General features: G+C 54.4%; 13 protein-coding genes. 10 read left to right on the forward strand and 3 right to left on the reverse strand.

Features of this window, described 5'->3' with window-relative positions; all coding sequences use genetic code 11:
• Positions 1-37 precede the first annotated feature (37 nt).
• Complete coding sequence (locus PFRI_RS02720; RefSeq protein ID WP_072629217.1) at positions 38-1,291, reverse strand: Hsp70 family protein; 1,254 nt, start codon at positions 1,289-1,291, stop codon at positions 38-40.
• 132 nt (positions 1,292-1,423) lie between these two features.
• On the opposite strand from PFRI_RS02720, the gene PFRI_RS02725 reads away from it, so the two are divergent.
• Positions 1,424-2,902, forward strand: coding sequence for an ABC transporter substrate-binding protein (locus tag PFRI_RS02725; protein ID WP_072629218.1), 1,479 nt, complete (start codon positions 1,424-1,426; stop codon positions 2,900-2,902).
• A gap of 33 nt (positions 2,903-2,935) precedes the next feature.
• On the opposite strand, the gene PFRI_RS02730 is transcribed toward PFRI_RS02725, so the two are convergent.
• Complete coding sequence (locus tag PFRI_RS02730) at positions 2,936-4,051, reverse strand: acetoin utilization protein AcuC (protein WP_084649577.1); 1,116 nt, start codon at positions 4,049-4,051, stop codon at positions 2,936-2,938.
• A 76-nt stretch (positions 4,052-4,127) separates the two neighbouring features.
• Here PFRI_RS02730 and PFRI_RS02735 point away from each other — a divergent pair, with 76 nt between their 5' ends.
• Genes PFRI_RS02735 through PFRI_RS02775 form a run of 9 tightly spaced genes read left to right on the forward strand, consistent with a single transcriptional unit; the run spans position 4,128 to position 13,402 of the window.
• Positions 4,128-5,075, forward strand: coding sequence for an ABC transporter permease (locus PFRI_RS02735; RefSeq protein WP_072629220.1), 948 nt, complete (start codon positions 4,128-4,130; stop codon positions 5,073-5,075).
• Complete coding sequence (locus PFRI_RS02740) at positions 5,072-5,890, forward strand: ABC transporter permease (RefSeq protein ID WP_072629221.1); 819 nt, start codon at positions 5,072-5,074, stop codon at positions 5,888-5,890. The genes PFRI_RS02735 and PFRI_RS02740 overlap by 4 nt, the downstream gene beginning before the upstream one ends.
• Complete coding sequence (locus tag PFRI_RS02745) at positions 5,887-7,491, forward strand: ABC transporter ATP-binding protein (RefSeq protein ID WP_072629222.1); 1,605 nt, start codon at positions 5,887-5,889, stop codon at positions 7,489-7,491. The genes PFRI_RS02740 and PFRI_RS02745 overlap by 4 nt, the downstream gene beginning before the upstream one ends.
• Positions 7,478-8,932 carry an aldehyde dehydrogenase family protein gene (locus PFRI_RS02750; RefSeq protein WP_072629223.1) on the forward strand — a complete coding sequence of 485 codons (1,455 nt, stop codon included), beginning with the start codon at positions 7,478-7,480 and terminating at the stop codon, positions 8,930-8,932. Before PFRI_RS02745 ends, PFRI_RS02750 begins: the two co-directional genes overlap by 14 nt.
• Positions 8,925-9,458 (forward strand): hypothetical protein, encoded by a 534-nt coding sequence (locus tag PFRI_RS02755; RefSeq protein WP_072629224.1) that lies wholly within the window; start codon positions 8,925-8,927, stop codon positions 9,456-9,458. The genes PFRI_RS02750 and PFRI_RS02755 overlap by 8 nt, the downstream gene beginning before the upstream one ends.
• Before the next feature lies 1 nt (position 9,459).
• Complete coding sequence (locus PFRI_RS02760) at positions 9,460-10,200, forward strand: SDR family oxidoreductase (protein WP_072629225.1); 741 nt, start codon at positions 9,460-9,462, stop codon at positions 10,198-10,200.
• A 48-nt stretch (positions 10,201-10,248) separates the two neighbouring features.
• Positions 10,249-11,253: a P1 family peptidase gene (locus PFRI_RS02765; RefSeq protein ID WP_072629226.1), complete on the forward strand. Its 1,005-nt coding sequence runs from the start codon at positions 10,249-10,251 to the stop codon at positions 11,251-11,253.
• 3 nt (positions 11,254-11,256) lie between these two features.
• Complete coding sequence (locus PFRI_RS02770) at positions 11,257-12,063, forward strand: alpha/beta fold hydrolase (protein ID WP_072629227.1); 807 nt, start codon at positions 11,257-11,259, stop codon at positions 12,061-12,063.
• Entirely contained in the window at positions 12,053-13,402 is a 1,350-nt protein-coding gene (locus tag PFRI_RS02775) for a tetratricopeptide repeat protein (protein ID WP_072629228.1), read from the forward strand. The genes PFRI_RS02770 and PFRI_RS02775 overlap by 11 nt, the downstream gene beginning before the upstream one ends.
• A gap of 60 nt (positions 13,403-13,462) precedes the next feature.
• On the opposite strand, the gene dnaE is transcribed toward PFRI_RS02775, so the two are convergent.
• Complete coding sequence (dnaE, locus tag PFRI_RS02780) at positions 13,463-16,963, reverse strand: DNA polymerase III subunit alpha (protein ID WP_072629229.1); 3,501 nt, start codon at positions 16,961-16,963, stop codon at positions 13,463-13,465.
• Positions 16,964-17,007: the final 44 nt, after the last annotated feature.

Here is a 17,007-nt window from a genome sequence, read left to right on the forward strand (position 1 = left end):
AAGCCTCCCCCGGGATATTTACGAAAAGGGGATGCGGCTAGTGTTCCTGAGTGGCAAGCGCGAGGCCCTCAATGATCCCCGTGAGCGCCGCACCGTGATGTGTTTGAGCCTTTGGGAAAGCACCTGAAACTGCGGTTTGCACGACCTGCATCAGGCTCGAACCACCCACAAGAATAAGGTGCGTGACATCGCTTGGCGTATGGCCCGCTTGATCCGTGCAGCGCAAAGCAGTCTGCGCAATTTGCTCGGCACAGAGCTGAAGCGAATGTGCGAGCGCAAGCGCGTAGAGCGGCGCGATCAAACCCTTTTCCAAAGGATCAAGCTTGATATCCACACTCGCCACTGGCTTTGTGTTCAGCTCAATCTTGGCCGCTTCCACCGCAAAAGCAAGATCGTGACCACGTTCATCCGTCAGCACGCGGTCCAACCGCGCGAGCTTGTCTGGCTCAACCGCATATTGCAGTAAGTCTTTCGCCGCACGGCGTGTGTCTGGCGCATAGAGGAATGGAATTTTTTGCCAAGTGGCGAGATCCGCAAAAATGCCATTCGGAGCAAGATGCGTTTCGCTGCCAAAAGCGTGACGAATAGGGCTGCCTTTGCCAAGTAGCGGCATGATGTGTTCAAAGCTAAGCAGGCGATCAAAATCAGTGCCACCAAGACGCAAACCTTCGCTGTGGATGATTTCTATTTCTGTGTTAGACGCGTTGCGAAAAAGGGTAAAATCCGAGGTACCCCCCCCAATATCAATCACCAACCCTAGATCACCGGCGCTTAAAACATGTGCTTGCGCACGCGCAGCAGCCTCGGGTTCATTCATGAAGTGGATCTGTTTGAAACCTGCCTTTTCATAGCATTCAGTCAAATCAGTTTGCGCCTGCGCATCGCGTTTGGGATCTGCATGAAATCGTACGGGGCGCCCAGACAACACGCTGTTATAACGCACACCCGACGCCAATTCTGCGCGTTCTTTGAGTTCAGCCAGGAACTTTGCGACGATGTCGATGTAGCTCATCCGTTTGCCCAGAAAAATGCTGCTTTCACGGATCAAAGGTGTGCCCAACAAAGATTTGAGCGCGCGCATGTATCGGCCCCATGCCCCCTCAAACAGCGCTTGCTCCGCTGCCGAGCCGAAGTTGACCACCTTTTCTTCGTAATCAAAAAACAGCGCAGTGGGCAGAGTTTGCTGACCTGCCTCCATTTCAAGAATATGCGCTTGGCCATCGCGACAGATGCCAACAGCCGAGTTCGATGTACCAAAATCGACGGCCAAAACCTGCTGATGCTGAGCCATTTTCCGCCCTCAATTGCCAAAAAACAGCCCATACCCGAGCATAAGCCCAACGCGCAAGACCAGAATTCCCCCTATGCAAGACCCTAAGGCAAGGGCTACGCTCTCACTCAAACATCATTGGGAGAGATACATATGTCCAACTTCAAAACGCTTTTTCTAGGTGCAAGTGCCGCAGCTTTGCTAGCTGGCGCCGCTTTCGCGAAATCAGACATCACCGTTGCATTGCAACTTGAGCCACCGCATTTGGACCCCACATCTGCCGCCGCTGGAGCGATTGATAGCGTTCTTTATTCCAACGTGTTTGAAGGTTTAACACGCTTCATGGCAGACGGGTCAGTTGTTGCGGGCCTCGCGAAGAGCTGGGAAATCTCGGACGACGGGTTGAGCTACACATTCAAGTTGCGCGACGGCGTGACGTTCCATGATGGCACGGCGATGGACGCGGAAGATGTGAAATTCTCGCTCGATCGCGCACGCGCCGAGGACAGCACGAATGCTCAAAAAGCCCTTTATGCAGGCATCACAGATGTCAGCGTAGTGGACCCGATGACCGTCAAATTGACGCTTGCAGAGGCGAACGGTTCCATGCTGTTCAACCTTGCTTGGGGCGATGCGGTGATTGTTGCGCCGGAAAGTATCGAGAACATCAAACAGATGCCCATCGGAACAGGCGCATTCAAGTTTGTAAACTGGGTACAAGGCGACAAAATCGAACTGGCGCGCAACGATGCGTATTGGGGCGATGCCCCCGCGCTAGAGGCGGCGACGTTCAAGTTCATCTCTGATCCAACAGCGGCGTTTGCTGCTGTAATGGCTCAAGATGTGGATGTGTTCGCAGGCTTTCCTGCACCAGAGAACCTTCCGCAATTTGAAGCTGACCCACGCTTTCAAGTACTTGTTGGTAGTTCAGAGGGTGAAACGATCCTCTCGACCAACAACAAGATGCCGCCCTTTGACAATGTGAAGGTACGTCAAGCCGTTGCGCATGCGATTGATCGCCAAGCGATTATTGATGGTGCGATGTTCGGATACGGCACGCCAATCGGCACGCATTTTGCCCCACACAATCCTGATTATGTGGATTTGACCGCTGGCTCTATGCACGATCCCGCGAAGGCGAAAGCACTGCTGGCCGAAGCAGGCATGGCCGACGGATTTGAGACAACTTTGCATCTTCCGCCGCCCTCTTACGCGCGTCGTGGCGGTGAAATTATCGCAGCTCAGCTCGCCGAAGTTGGCATCAAAGCTGAAATCATTAATGTGGAATGGGCGCAGTGGTTGGAAACTGTGTTTCGTGGCAAAGACTTCGGTCTGACAATCGTAAGCCACACAGAGCCTTTCGACATCGGCATCTATGCGCGTCCAGATTACTACTTCCAGTACGACAACCCTGAGTTCCAAGCGTTGATGACAAAGCTCAATGCGACGGCTGATCCTGCGATGCGCTCAGAGATGATCGCGACGGCACAGACAACAATCTCGCAAGATTATGTGAACGGGTATTTGTTCCAGCTGGCGTTCCCGACTGTTGCGGATGCAAAGGTGAAAGGCCTCTGGGAGAATGCCCCAACACAAGCGACCGATCTCACTGGCGTAAGCTGGTCCAACTAAGCGGGGTCCGAATTTTCTAGAAAATTCGACGCCCTAAATCAAACGCGCGCGCAACATTCCAATGCGCGCGCGTATTTCGTCACGAACAGGGCCTTCGTTGGGTTCGTCCGCGAGCGTGCTAAACCAATGCTCAGGCGGATTACGACCGCGAGAATTGCCCTCAAATCTAAGCGCTCGCAAAATTTGCGCGTTCTCAACATTCAACATCTCAGGCGCTTCCAACCCATTCAAAGCACCCCAAATACGTGTCCAACACCGCCCAACGCTCCATGGATTATAGCCGCCACCGCCAAGCACCATCAGGCGGTTCGTGAGAGCCATCAGAGCGCGCACGACCTCGATATGCGCATTGTTTGATAGGGATAAACGCGACAACGGGTCTTCTTCAATCGCATCAGAACCACACTGCAGAACGATAGCGTCGGGTTCGAAATCTTCGATCAGCGGGATGATCAAATCCTGCAAAGCAATTCGCATTTCACTATCATTAAAGCCCCGCATCACTGGCAAGTTGAACGCGCTGCCCTTGCCGGTCTCATCAAGACCCCCTGTAAAGGGCCAACGCTTCTCCTCGTGCACTGAGATCATGCGTACCGACGGATCACCACTAAATCCGACCTCCACACCATCTGGATGATGCGCATCAATATCCACATAAACCACGCGCCACGCACCATGATGTTGCAAAGCTTTGATCGCAAAAACAGGGTCGTTCAGATAGCAAAACCCATTCGCGCGCTCCGGCATTCCATGATGGGTTCCACCGCCGGGCACATGCACAATACCGCCTTCGGCAAGGAGTTCCGCCGCGAGCATCACACCGCCAACACCCGTGGCAGGACGGCGAAACATCTCACCAAACACAGGATTGGAATGCGTGCCCAGATCAAACTCCGCGCGCTCTTCGTCACTTACTTGACCACGCCGCTCGGCGCGCGCGAGGGCAGAGATATAGGCGGGTGTGTGAAACTCCCAAAAGGCTTTTGGCTTGGCACGCGGAGACGTGCGGTACTGCACATCCGGCAGCCAGCCCAACGCGCGGCTTAAGTCCATCACGGTCGAAACGCGCGGCACGCGCAAAGGATGCAACCCACCGTAAGACGAGCCACGATAGATTTCCGAGCCGATGAAAATGGGGTGTTTCAACATGCCCTTTGACATACACCAGCGTCACGATGCGACAAGCCCTCTAGACGCTCGCGCGGCTCTCGCCTAGCGTGATCAGATGCTGCGATATAGCCTCAAACGACTGCTGTCCCTTGCGATCAGCCTGATCATCGCCAGCCTTGTCATCTTTCTGGTGATCGAGGTTGCACCGGGTGATCCAGCCAGCTTTATGCTGGGGATGAATGCGCAAGAGGATACCTTAAACGCGTTGCGCGAAGAATTGGGGCTAAACCAGAGTAAACTGGAACGCTATTTGTCGTGGACGTTTGGGATGCTTCAAGGTGATTTCGGCACCTCCTACACCTATCGCACGCCGGTCGCGCAAATGGTGGCAGATCGACTTTGGGTGTCCTTGCCGCTTGCACTTTATGCTTTGGCTCTTTCGACGCTAATCGCTTTTCCCGCAGGTATTTATGCAGCTTCGCGTCGCGGCGCACCGGGCGATGTGGCCGTGATGGGGGCGACGCAACTCGGCGTCGCCATCCCGAATTTCTGGTTCGCGATGATACTGGTTCTGGTCTTTGCGATCAACTTGCGTTGGTTCTCTGCGGGCGGCTTTCCCGGTTGGGACGAAGGCCTGTTCACCGGCCTAAAAGCCCTCACGCTTCCTGCAATCGCACTCGCCCTCCCACAAGCGGCGATCCTCGCGCGCGTCATGCGCTCGTCCCTTCTCGACATACTAAACGAAGATTTCATTAGAACCGCGCGCGCGAAAGGCCTTAGCCGTCGCCAAGCTCTGTGGCGTCACGCGCTCCGAAACGCGCTCATCCCAGTGCTCACAATCATCGGTTTGCAATTCTCGTTCTTGCTTGCAGGGTCCATCATCATCGAACAGGTTTTCTATCTTCCGGGGCTCGGGCGCCTCGTCTTTCAATCCATTTCGCAACGCGATTTGATCGTGGTCGAAAGCGTCGTGATGTTGCTAGTCTTCGCAGTCATCATGGTAAATTTTATTGTCGACCTCGCCTACGCCTTTGTTGATCCCCGCCTAAGATCGCGATCATGAGATCGCGCAATCTTATCATTGGTGGCGTACTTTCTGCGCTGGTCATTGCCGCGGCTTTGATTAGTTTTCTGTGGACGCCATATGACGTCACGCAGATGAATATTCCTGCGAAATTACAAACGCCGAACGGAACACATTGGCTTGGCACCGATCACTTTGGACGCGATATTTTCAGCATGATCATGGTCGGCGCGCGGACCTCTATTGCTGTGGCGCTGGTTGCTGTCGGGATTGGTATGGGGGTTGGGGTACCGCTTGGGCTGGCCGCTGCTGCACGACAGGGCAGCTTGCTCGACGAAGTCATCATGCGCGGCAACGATCTTGTCTTTGCCTTTCCTTCGCTGGTCATTGCAATCCTGATTACGGCCGTTTTTGGCCCCGGTGCTGTGAACGCGATCATCGCTATTGGCATTTTCAACATTCCGGTCTTCGCACGTCTCACGCGCGGTGCAGCTTTGCCGCTTTGGCAGCGCGAATTTATCATGGCTGCGCGCGTCGCAGGCAAAGGTGTGTCGCGCATTTCGATAGAGCATATTCTGCCCAATGTGACCAATCTCTTGATCGTGCAAGGCACTATCCAGTTCTCGCTTGGTATCCTTGCGGAAGCGGGTCTAAGCTACGTTGGTCTTGGTGCACAGCCGCCTTTGCCTAGTTGGGGACGTATGCTCGCGGATGCACAAACTATGGTCAATTTCGCTCCACATCTTGCGCTCATTCCAGGTGGTGCGATTATCCTGACAGTGCTCGGTTTGAACCTTATGGGCGACGGTCTGCGCGACCTGCTCGACCCTCGCATTCGGGTGGAGCGCACATGAGCCTGTTGTCCATCCAAAACCTCGATCTCAGCATTCACGGCAACCCTATTTTGAACGGCGTTTCACTGGACCTCGCGCAGGGCGAAATTGTTGCGATTACGGGCGAAAGTGGCTCAGGAAAATCGCTAACAGCCTTTTCTGTCATGCAGCTTTTGCCGCGCGGAACTGTCACTACAGGCTCAATCAAACTCGACGGCCAAGAAGTACTGAACGCGCCAGATCCCGAAATGTGCAAGCTGCGCGGCAATGACATCGGCATGGTGTTTCAAGAACCCATGACCGCGCTCAACCCGTTGAAAAATATCGGTGACCAGGTGATGGAGACGATCCTTCTTCACACCAACCAAAGTCGCGATGAGGCGCGTAAACGGGCCCTAGAGGTGCTAGCCCGTGTTGGTCTGCCGCCCGAAAGTTACAGCCTCTCGCGCTTCCCACACGAGCTTTCGGGTGGGCAACGACAGCGCGTGGTTATTGCTATGGCAATCGCCCTTCGCCCGCGCCTTTTGATCGCGGATGAACCGACGACAGCCCTTGATGTGACCACGCAAGCGCAAATTCTGGAGCTCTTGAAGGACCTCGTGCAAGACTTTGGCATGGGCCTTTTGATGATCACGCATGATCTTGCCGTTGTATCGGATATGGCAGACCGGATCGTCGTGATGCGCAGCGGCGAAGTTGTCGAGACTGGCGTGACCAAGACACTCTTCGCAAATATGCAGCACCCTTATACACGCGCGCTCTTCGCTGCCTCTGCGCATGAAGTGAACCTGCCAAAAGCGCCCGAAGCGGATGATGCTTTGTTGATCGTTCAAGATGCAGTGCGCGACTATCCCAAACCGCGCACAACGCTCTTTGCCCAGCGCGAATATACCCGCGCCGTGAACGGCATCAGCTTTACGCTGCACAAGGGCGAGCGTATCGGTCTGGTCGGAGAAAGCGGTTGTGGCAAGTCCACCCTAACCCGCGCCATTCTAGGGCTAGAACCGCTCCAAGGTGGTTCCATCAAGGCATTCGGGCAAGAAGTTGCACCAGATATGCCCGCCGCGCTGCGCTCTGGTTTGCAGGTGGTGTTTCAAGACCCCTACGGCAGCTTTAACCCCCGTCACAAAGTCGCGCGCATTATCACGGAACCATTCCATCTACTCGATAATCCGCCCCAAGGATTGGAGCGTAAAAACCGAGTGAGCGACGCGCTTCTCGCTGTCGGCCTGCATCCTGATGACGCCGACAAATACATCCACGCTTTCAGCGGTGGGCAACGCCAACGCATCGCCATTGCACGCGCGCTTATTATTCGTCCCGAGGTCATTATTTTTGATGAAGCCGTCAGCGCTTTAGATGTGTCAATCCGTGCACAAATCCTCGACCTGATCGCTGAATTGACGCAAACTCATGATCTCAGCTACCTTTTTATCAGCCATGATCTGAGCGTCGTGCGTACGATCACCGACCGCGTACTTGTGATGAAAAACGGTGAAATCGTTGAGGATGGAGCCACACAACAAGTTTTCACCAACCCATCTCATCCCTACACCGCCAATCTGATTGCCGCGGCCCCAACTCTTCCTGATGTGAAAGCCTTGTCTAATGTCCCTGCCTGACCTGCCCTTCAATCCGTCTTATTGCCTTATAGGCGGCGCGTGGCGCGCGCCTCAAGAAGGCCAAACGCTAGCGTTAGTTGATCCATCTGACGGCAGCGAGCTCACACAAATCGCGCGTGGAACATCAATAGACATCGACGCCGCCGTCACGGCGGCACAAACGGCTTTAGATGGGGAGTGGGGTAGAACCACAGCACTGGAGCGCGGTCGCATTTTAACCCGCATTGGACAGCTGGTTTTAGAACACGTGGATTTGCTAGCAGAACTCGAAGCCCGTGACGTTGGAAAACCTCTTACTCAAGCGCGTGCAGATGCTGTTGCGCTGGCGCGCTATATGGAATTTTACGGGGGTGCTGCGGACAAAGTGCACGGCGAAACTATTCCCTACCTTGATGGATACACGGTCTACACGCTACGCGAACCTCATGGCGTGACAGGCCATATCGTGCCTTGGAATTACCCGATGCAAATCATAGGTCGCTCTGTTGGCGCGGCTTTGACGATGGGCAATGCTACAGTTTTGAAACCTGCTGAAGAGGCCTGTCTGACCGCCCTCATGTTCGCAGAAATTGCACGCCAAGCGGGTCTTCCTGATGGCGCTTTGAACGTGGTTCCGGGCCTTGGTGCCGAAGCTGGTGCCGCTCTTTCAGGCCACGCAGGCGTGCGGCATATATCCTTTACAGGCTCCGTCAAAACAGGCGCTTTGGTACAGCAAGCCGCAGGCGCGAATGTGATCCCTGTCACGCTAGAACTTGGTGGCAAATCCCCGCAACTGGTCTTTGAGGATGCCAATCTCGTTGAGGCTCTGCCGTTCCTCGTGAACGCAGGCATTCAGAATGCAGGGCAAACATGCTCTGCTTCTTCACGCATCCTCGTGCATCATTCGCGCTATGATGAGGTCGTCACAGCCATGTCAAAGCGCTACAAAGCCCTTACGGTTGGCCCCGCCATGAATGACCTCAATCTTGGCCCTCTTATTTCCCAGCGTCAGAAAGAGATCGTCACAGGCTTCTTAAAACAAGGTGAGGACTTGCAACTCGCAGCCACTGGCCAAATCGCCGCCGATGCGCCTGAGACTGGCGCATATGTTGCGCCACATCTTTTGCTTTGCACCGATCCAAACCACCCACTTGCACAGCAAGAAATCTTTGGCCCCGTTCAAGTTATCATCCCTTTCAAAGACGAAGCCGATGCAATCAAGATCGCCAACGGCACCGATTTTGGCCTCGTGGCAAGCATCTGGACAGAGAATGGCGCGCGCCAAATGCGTCTCGCCAAAGCTCTGAAATCCGGTCAGGTATTCATCAACAACTACGGTGCAGGCGGCGGTGTAGAACTGCCTTTTGGCGGTGTCGGTAAATCCGGACATGGCCGAGAAAAAGGGTTCGAAGCCCTCTATGGCTTCTCAACCCTCAAAACAGTTGCGGCAAAACATGGCTAGGTTTGCGGTCTTCATATTGCTTTGCTTTTGCGCGATGTTTGCTGCCGCAATCTTTGGAGCGTTGCACAATCAGATCAGCTTTAGTGTAGGCGCAAGCTACTTTTACGATGTGAAATTTCCGCAGTTTGCCATCGATCCAACCGCGCAAAACCGGATCGGTGCCAGCATCGTCGGCGCGCTCGCCAGCTGGTGGATGGGCCTTCTTATGGGCACTCCTGCATTCCTGTATGGTTTTTTCACTCAACCGGGTCGCAGACGCTATTTTTACGCAGGGATCAAAGCCATAACAGTTGCGTTATCAATCACCGCGATCTGCGCTTTCATTGGCCTCAGCTTTGCGCATATCGCAGACATAAACACGCTTGTTGGCTATTTACCTTCACTTGATGCATTTACCGACCCACAAGGGTTCGTGCGCGCAGCTATCATGCATGAGGCAAGCTATTTTGGCGGAGTACTTGGCGCTTGCGCAGCACTCTACATAATGTGGCGAGAAAAACCGCCACGCGAAATTCGGGGGAAATAAAATGCGACTTGATGGTAAAACAGCGATTGTGACAGGTGCAGGATCAGGCTTCGGCGCGGGTATTGCGAGAAAGTTTGCAGCTGAAGGCGCTCATGTGATTGTCGCTGACATCAACAGCGATGCAGCCTCCTCGATCGCCCGTGAGATAAGCGGAACGCCCTGCACTGTTGACGTTGCGAATAGAGCAAGCGTTCAAGCGATGATCGACTTAACGCTCCAAAGGCACAGCCAAATCGATATCGTCATCAACAATGCAGGCGTCACCCATTTGCCCGCACCTATGGACACGATCTCAGAAGATGACTTTGACCGCGTATTCGCAGTGAACTGTAAATCTGTCTACCTCATTGCCCAAGCCGTCATCCCGCACATGAAAGCCAACAAATCCGGCAACATCCTCAACGTCGCTTCAACCGCTGGCGTTAGCCCGCGCCCGAACCTCAGCTGGTACAATGCGTCAAAGGGCTGGATGAACACGGCCACCAAATCCATGGCCGTAGAACTCGCGCCCTTTGGCATCCGTGTGAACGCCCTCAATCCTGTGGCAGGCGAAACACCTTTACTCGCCTCTTTCATGGGCGAAGACACGCCCGAGCGACGCGCGCAATTCCTCTCCACCATCCCAATTGGTCGCTTCTCCACCCCAGAGGACATGGGCAACGCCGCCTGCTATCTGTGCTCTGACGAAGCGAGCATGATCACAGGTGTCTGCATGGAAGTGGATGGTGGCCGCTGTATCTAACCCCACCTTCATCTTTCGAAATAAACTTCCGCCGGAGGCTCCTTCCCCATGAAACCAGGCCCCTTAAACCTGATAACTGATGTGCAAGGCCTCAAAGTCGGCCATGCCCAAGACGAAAGCCTTAAATCCGGCACGACAGTTTTGACATCGGACAAACCACTTGTCTCATCGGTGCACGTCATGGGCGGCGCACCGGGCAGCCGCGAAACGGACTTGCTCGATCCTGATAAATCCGCCCCCGGCGTCGATGCATTTGTGCTCTCAGGTGGGTCCGCTTTCGGTCTCGATGCCGCCAGTGGCGTTGTGCAGGGATTGCGGGATATGGGTCGCGGCTTTCAAGTCCACACTGTGCGCGTGCCGATTGTTCCAGCTGCAATCATCTTCGATCTGATCAATGGCGGTAACAAACATTGGGACGCCAGCCCCTATCCTGCCCTCGGAGAAGCCGCGTTAAGCAGCGCCGACGCCATTTTTACGCTTGGCTCGGTCGGTGCTGGCACAGGCGCGATGAGTGCAATGCTAAAAGGCGGAACAGGTTCGGCCTCGCTTACGCTAGATTCCGGCGTAACCGTTGGCGCGCTGATGATCGCCAATCCAATCGGCTCTGTCACAACTCCGGGCGAGCGTCATTTCTGGGCCGCTCCGTTTGAGATCGACGCAGAGTTTGGCGGACAAGGTGTTGATCCCAGCACCGGTCTAGGCCGCGATCTCAACTCAGAAAAAATCACCGCCATGTTAAAGTATGCCAACACAACCATCGGCATCGTCGCGACAGATGCCAAACTCAGCAAAGCCCAATGCAAACGAGTGGCAATCGCCGCGCATGACGGCATTGGCCGCGCCTGCGTTCCTGCGCATACGCCCATGGACGGTGATCTGATTTTTAGCACCACAACCGGCGAAAAAGAGCTCGCCAATCCAGACTTCGAACTTGCCATGATAGGCCACGCAGCCGCCCTTTGCGTCACGCGCGCCATCGCGCGCGCTGTCTATGAAGCAAGCCCTGCCAAAGGCGATTTACTCCCCACATGGCGCGAAAAGAACGAGGCTTAACCGATGCCAACAGCCTCATTGAACGATATTCAGATGCACTTTGAAAAGGATGGCAACGGAACGCCTGTAATCCTGATCGCAGGTATGCTTAGCGATAGCGCAAGTTGGGGCCCGCTGATTGCGCCATTGCTTGAAAACCACACAGTCATCCGCCCCGACAACCGTTCAACAGGGCGCACAACACCAAAGCTCGCGCCAACATCACCACAGCAAAATGCGTCTGACATACTGGCGCTCATGGATCATCTTCAGATCAAACAAGCTCATATCGTCGGGCATTCCATGGGCGGCTACATCGCCGCCGAACTCGCCGCTTGTGCACATGAACGCATCAAATCTCTCACGCTCTTGTGCAGTGCTCCGCTCAACTTAAAACGCTCTTGGCACCTGTTCCAAACTTTGTGCGATATTCGAAAAGACGGCCCAGAAGGACTTTGGTTACGCAGCCTCTTTCCGTGGCTTTTCCATCATCGTTTTTTCGACAAACCCGAACAGATCGAAGGGGCTGTTGCCGCCAGCCTCGCTTACCCATACGCGCAATCTCTTGACGCGATGCAACACCAACTCGATGCCCTCAAAGAATACGCGCCAAAAGACATGGCGCATCAGCTGAATGTCCCAACACTTGCACTTCTCGCTGAAAATGATCTCATCGTGCCACACGGCGAAGCGCTAGACCTGCTCTCACAAATCCCGCAATCTAGTATTCACACGATACCGCAATCGGGCCACTCGGTTCATTGGGATGCACCGACCGAAGTGCTCGCCCACCTCATTCCGTTTTTGAAGGAGCATAACAATGGCAACTGATCGCTTCGACAATACTTTCTCTGAGACTTCACCGACCGACGTGGCAGCGATCGACGACTTCGTGCATGGTTTCCTTGCCTATCAACCGAAGGCCGCAAACATCTTGGCTGCCGCAGATAAAACGCCTTCCAGCGCGTTGATAAACGCTTACGCAGGCATGCTTTGGATGTTCCTCGAAGCGCCCGTAGCCGCAGACAAAGCTGCGCCGTATATTTCGCGTGCGCAAAACGCTGAAAACGCCAATCCACGTGAACGCTCTACGATAAATATCGCCAGCACGTGGGCCTCGGGAAATGTCCCTGAAACCATGCGCCTGTGCGAGGCGCATTCTGATCAATATCCACGCGATCTGGTCATCATCAAACTCGCGCAGTACCTCTATTTCAACACCGGCGATGCACCATCCATGTTGCGCGCAGGCCTGAAAGCACTACCCGCCGCCAGCGGTGAACCTTTCGTGCATGGCATGATCGCCTTTGGCTATGAGCAGTGCCATCAGTTAGAGCAAGCCGAAGCCAGTGCGCGCCACGCCATCGATATCGAACCCACCGATGCCTGGGCACATCACGCGATTGCACATGTGATGCTGACCCAAGGCCGCGTGCTCGAAGGCGCTGCTTTTATGGAAGAGATGGCACCGCGCTGGGACGGCCTCAACAGCTTTATGTACAGCCATAACTGGTGGCACCTTGCGCTGTTCTACATTTCTATGGGCAAGCACGACGAAGTGCGGGCAGCTTATGACACGCATGTTTGGGGCCTTGAGAAAAATTTTGCGCAAGATCAGATCGGCGCGGCCTCACTGCTAGCCCGCATGGAGCTTGCGGGCATCGATGTGGAGGATCGCTGGAAAGACGTCGCGGGTCACATAGCCCTGCGCGGTGCCGACACGACGCTGCCATTCTTAACCATGCAATACCTCTACGCATTGGGTCGCTCAAACGATCCAATGGCCGACACTTTGATCAGCGCTATCAAGCAGAAAGCCAGTGCCCCTAGTTTTGAGCAAGAAGTTTGGCGCAACGTCGCTTTGCCTGCTTGCGAAGGCTTGCTCGCATATACGCGTGGCGATTTTGAAATGGCGGTTCGCGAACTTGGCCACGCACTGCCGCGCATGGCAGAGATTGGCGGCAGTCACGCCCAACGCGATCTATTCGAGCAAGTTCATTTGGATGCTTTGATGAAAACAGAACGGCTCGCGCAAGCGCAGCAAGTTTTGGAGATGCGGCGCACATTTGATCCTGATGGGGTGCCGCTCAATAGGATGCTTGCTGAGGTATATCAGAAAACCGGTCTGCCAGACTTGGCCGAAGCTGCGCTAAACCGCGAACCGCACTGATCTTCCTCTCTTTAAAAATATCCCCGCCGGAGGCATCGATTTTTCTAGAAAAATCGCACTTCAAACCTCTTCGACCTGCATGACACCATCCAGGCTTTTGAGCGCACCTTTAATCTGCGGATTCACCGGGAACTCACGTCCCAAGTCCACCTCCACTTCACCCGGCAAATCACTGTCGAGCAAACAAAGCAAAACAGAGCCACGCGCGCCCTGCTTCACTGTTTCTTGCGCACGGGTAAGCACAGACGCAATATTCGCGACCGCACCTGAATTTTCGACAAAAATGCGTAAACTCGTTTGACCCGCATCCGCAACAACCACATCAATCGGCGCAACTGAACGCCCCAGCAGCTTCAACTGATCGCTCTCCATTGTCGCTTCAACCGTCACAACAACCTTCGCGCCAGTCTCCAAAAAATCGCGACATTTATCGAGCGTGTCAGAGAACAACGTGACCTCATACGCCCCGCTCGTGTCGCTCAGCTGCGCAAACGCAAAACGATTGCCACGCGCTGATTTACGTTCTTGTCGACCCGCAACAACACCTGCAAGTTTCGCAACCAAAGCGCCGTTTTCTGCCTTGGCCGTCACTTCATCGAGCGTCATCACACCTTTACGTTTCAAAGGGGCCATGTAGTCATCCAACGGATGGCCAGACATATAAAAACCAACCGCACGAAACTCTTCGTTCAAGCGTTCCGCGGGCATCCAGTCTTGGACAGGGCTTAGGCGTGGTTCTGGAAGATCATCCCCCGCTTCACCGAACAATGAGACCTGATTAGAGTTTTTCTGCTCGAAAATCGCCTGTGAATAATTCACCAACCCATCAAGGCTATCAAACACTCGGCGACGGTTGGGATCAAGCTGATCAAACGCACCAGAGCGCGCGAGCATTTCCAAAGGACGCTTGCCAACGCGTTTCAAATCAACACGCCGCGCAAGATCGAAGATGGTGCTAAACGGCTTGTCTCCACGCCCGTCCACAACCAATTTCATCGCTTCGACACCGACGTTCTTCAAAGCGCCCAGCGCGTAGACCAACGCGCCATCGGTCACTTTAAACGTCGCGCCAGAACGGTTCACGCAGGGCGGTACCCAAGGCAGATCCAGGCCCTTTTTCACCTCTTCAAAATAGTTAGCGAGCTTGTCGGTCAGATGGATATCGCAGTTCATCACGCCGGCCATAAACTCGACCGGATGGTTCGCTTTCAGCCAAGCCGTTTGGTAGCTGACCACAGCATAGGCCGCCGCGTGGGATTTGTTGAAACCGTAGTTCGCGAACTTCTCAAGAAGGTCGAAAACTTCGGACGCCTTCTTGGCTGGCACGCCATTTTCTTTTGCGCCCTTCTCGAACTTAGGACGTTCTTTCGCCATTTCTTCGGCGATCTTTTTACCCATCGCGCGACGCAGCAAATCAGCGCCACCAAGCGAGTAACCTGCCATGACCTGCGCGATCTGCATCACCTGTTCTTGGTAAACGATGATGCCTTGGGTTTCTTCCAAAATGTGGTCGATAAGCGGATGCACCGATTCACGCTCTTTGATCCCGTTCTTCACCTCACAATAGGTCGGGATGTTTTCCATTGGACCCGGACGATACAGCGCCACGAGGGCGACGATGTCCTCGATACAGGTCGGTTTCATCCGCTTGAGGGCATCCATCATGCCCGAGCTTTCCACCTGAAACACCGCGACAGTCTTGGCGCTGGCGTAAAGCTTGTAACTCTTCTCATCATCCAAAGGGATCGCGCCGATATCATCGACCGTGCCAGCGGGTGGTTGATACAGTTCCGTGCCGTCCGCCGCGATATGCAATTGGCGACCGCTCGCTGTAATCTGCTCCATCGCGTTTTGAATGACCGTGAGGGTTTTCAAACCCAAAAAGTCGAACTTCACCAGACCCGCTTGTTCGACCCATTTCATATTGAACTGGGTTGCAGGCATGTCCGAGCGCGGGTCTTGATAAAGAGGAACAAGCGCGTCCAAAGGACGGTCGCCGATCACAACACCCGCCGCATGGGTGGAAGCGTTCCTTAGTAAACCCTCAACTTGTTGACCATAATCCAACAAGCGCTTCACCACTTCCTCATTGCGCGCTTCTTCGCGCAGGCGCGGCTCATCAGCCAAGGCCTTCTCAATCGAAACAGGTTTTACACCCTCAACAGGGATCATTTTGGAGAGACGATCCACCTGCCCATAAGGCATTTGCAAAACGCGCCCGATATCGCGCACTGCAGCTTTAGAGAGGAGGGCACCGAACGTGATAATCTGACCAACTTTGTCACGGCCATATTTCTTTTGAACGTATTGAATCACCTCTTCGCGGCGATCCATGCAAAAGTCGATGTCGAAGTCCGGCATCGAGACACGCTCAGGATTGAGGAATCGCTCGAACAGCAGCGAGTAACGCAAAGGATCAAGGTCGGTTACAGTCAACGCATAAGCAACGAGCGAGCCCGCACCAGAACCACGCCCAGGTCCCACGGGAATGCCATTGTCTTTCGCCCATTGGATAAAATCCGCAACGATCAAGAAATAACCCGGAAAGCCCATGCCTTCGATGATCCCAAGCTCGAAGTCGAGGCGTGCTTGGTATTCTTCCACCGTCACCGCATGGGGAATCACGGCGAGGCGCTTTTGCAAGCCTTCGTTGGCGATGCGGCGCAATTCGGCAACCTCATCGTCGGCAAATTTCGGTAAAATCGGATCGCGGCGATAAGCTTGAAACGCGCAGCGCTTGGCTATTTCAACAGTATTTTCGATTGCTTCCGGCAAGTCTGCAAAAAGCGTGACCATCTCTTCTTGCGACTTGAAATAATGCTGCGCTGTCAGCTTACGGCGCGGGTCTTGTTGATCGACGTAGGCACCATCCGCGATACAAATCAGTGCATCATGCGCTTCATACATCGACGACTTCGGGAAATAGACGTCGTTGGTGGCGACCAATGGAATGCCCTTGGCATAGGCCATTTCGACGAACCCTCGCTCGGACAAGCGCTCTGCCTCGGGCAGGCCACCATTCTCAGGATGACGCTGGAGTTCAACGTAAAGCCGATCCCCAAATGCGCTCTGCATCTGATCCATGAGCGCTTCCGCCGCAGGGCGTTGCCCGCCTTGCAACAGCTTGCCAATTGCGCCCTCAGGTCCGCCGGTGAGACAGATTAGGCCTGCACTCAAAGCGGTAAGCTCGTCCATCGTCACCTGCGGCAACTGCCCACCTTTATCGACGTAAAGGCAGGAATTTAGCTTCATCAGGTTCTCGTAACCCTGCTCTGTTTGGGCGAGCAAAACAATCGGCGCAGGCGTTTTTTCACGCTCTCCCGGCTGGGCTTTGAGATAAGCGAGATCGACCTGACAGCCCACAATCGGTTGCACGCCTTTGCCAGACGCGCCAACAGAAAATTCCAGCGCCGCAAAGAGGTTGTTGGTGTCGGTCACTGCGACCGCAGGCATGTCCATCGATACACAAAGGTCTGGCAGTTTCTTCAGCCGCATCGCCCCTTCAAGAAGCGAATATTCGGTGTGTGTGCGAAGGTGAATGAATCGAGGAGCTTTTGTCATGGCGCAAGCATATCTCAACCTAACTATCGAGGACATAGCAATTT

Source organism: Planktotalea frisia, from assembly GCF_001890925.1.
Classification (GTDB): domain Bacteria; phylum Pseudomonadota; class Alphaproteobacteria; order Rhodobacterales; family Rhodobacteraceae; genus Planktotalea; species Planktotalea frisia.

Bases quoted from the DNA above. Each gene is read 5' to 3' on its own strand.
- PFRI_RS02750 (WP_072629223.1), top strand. From the start codon at position 7,478: ATGTCCCTGCCTGACCTGCCCTTCAATCCGTCTTATTGCCTTATAGGC.
- PFRI_RS02755 (WP_072629224.1), top strand. From the start codon at position 8,925: ATGGCTAGGTTTGCGGTCTTCATATTGCTTTGCTTTTGCGCGATGTTT.
- PFRI_RS02720 (WP_072629217.1), bottom strand. From the start codon at position 1,291: ATGGCTCAGCATCAGCAGGTTTTGGCCGTCGATTTTGGTACATCGAAC.
- PFRI_RS02730 (WP_084649577.1), bottom strand. From the start codon at position 4,051: ATGTTGAAACACCCCATTTTCATCGGCTCGGAAATCTATCGTGGCTCG.
- PFRI_RS02765 (WP_072629226.1), top strand. From the start codon at position 10,249: ATGAAACCAGGCCCCTTAAACCTGATAACTGATGTGCAAGGCCTCAAA.
- PFRI_RS02770 (WP_072629227.1), top strand. From the start codon at position 11,257: ATGCCAACAGCCTCATTGAACGATATTCAGATGCACTTTGAAAAGGAT.
- PFRI_RS02775 (WP_072629228.1), top strand. From the start codon at position 12,053: ATGGCAACTGATCGCTTCGACAATACTTTCTCTGAGACTTCACCGACC.
- PFRI_RS02760 (WP_072629225.1), top strand. From the start codon at position 9,460: ATGCGACTTGATGGTAAAACAGCGATTGTGACAGGTGCAGGATCAGGC.
- PFRI_RS02725 (WP_072629218.1), top strand. From the start codon at position 1,424: ATGTCCAACTTCAAAACGCTTTTTCTAGGTGCAAGTGCCGCAGCTTTG.
- PFRI_RS02735 (WP_072629220.1), top strand. From the start codon at position 4,128: ATGCTGCGATATAGCCTCAAACGACTGCTGTCCCTTGCGATCAGCCTG.
- PFRI_RS02740 (WP_072629221.1), top strand. From the start codon at position 5,072: ATGAGATCGCGCAATCTTATCATTGGTGGCGTACTTTCTGCGCTGGTC.
- dnaE (WP_072629229.1), bottom strand. From the start codon at position 16,963: ATGACAAAAGCTCCTCGATTCATTCACCTTCGCACACACACCGAATAT.
- PFRI_RS02745 (WP_072629222.1), top strand. From the start codon at position 5,887: ATGAGCCTGTTGTCCATCCAAAACCTCGATCTCAGCATTCACGGCAAC.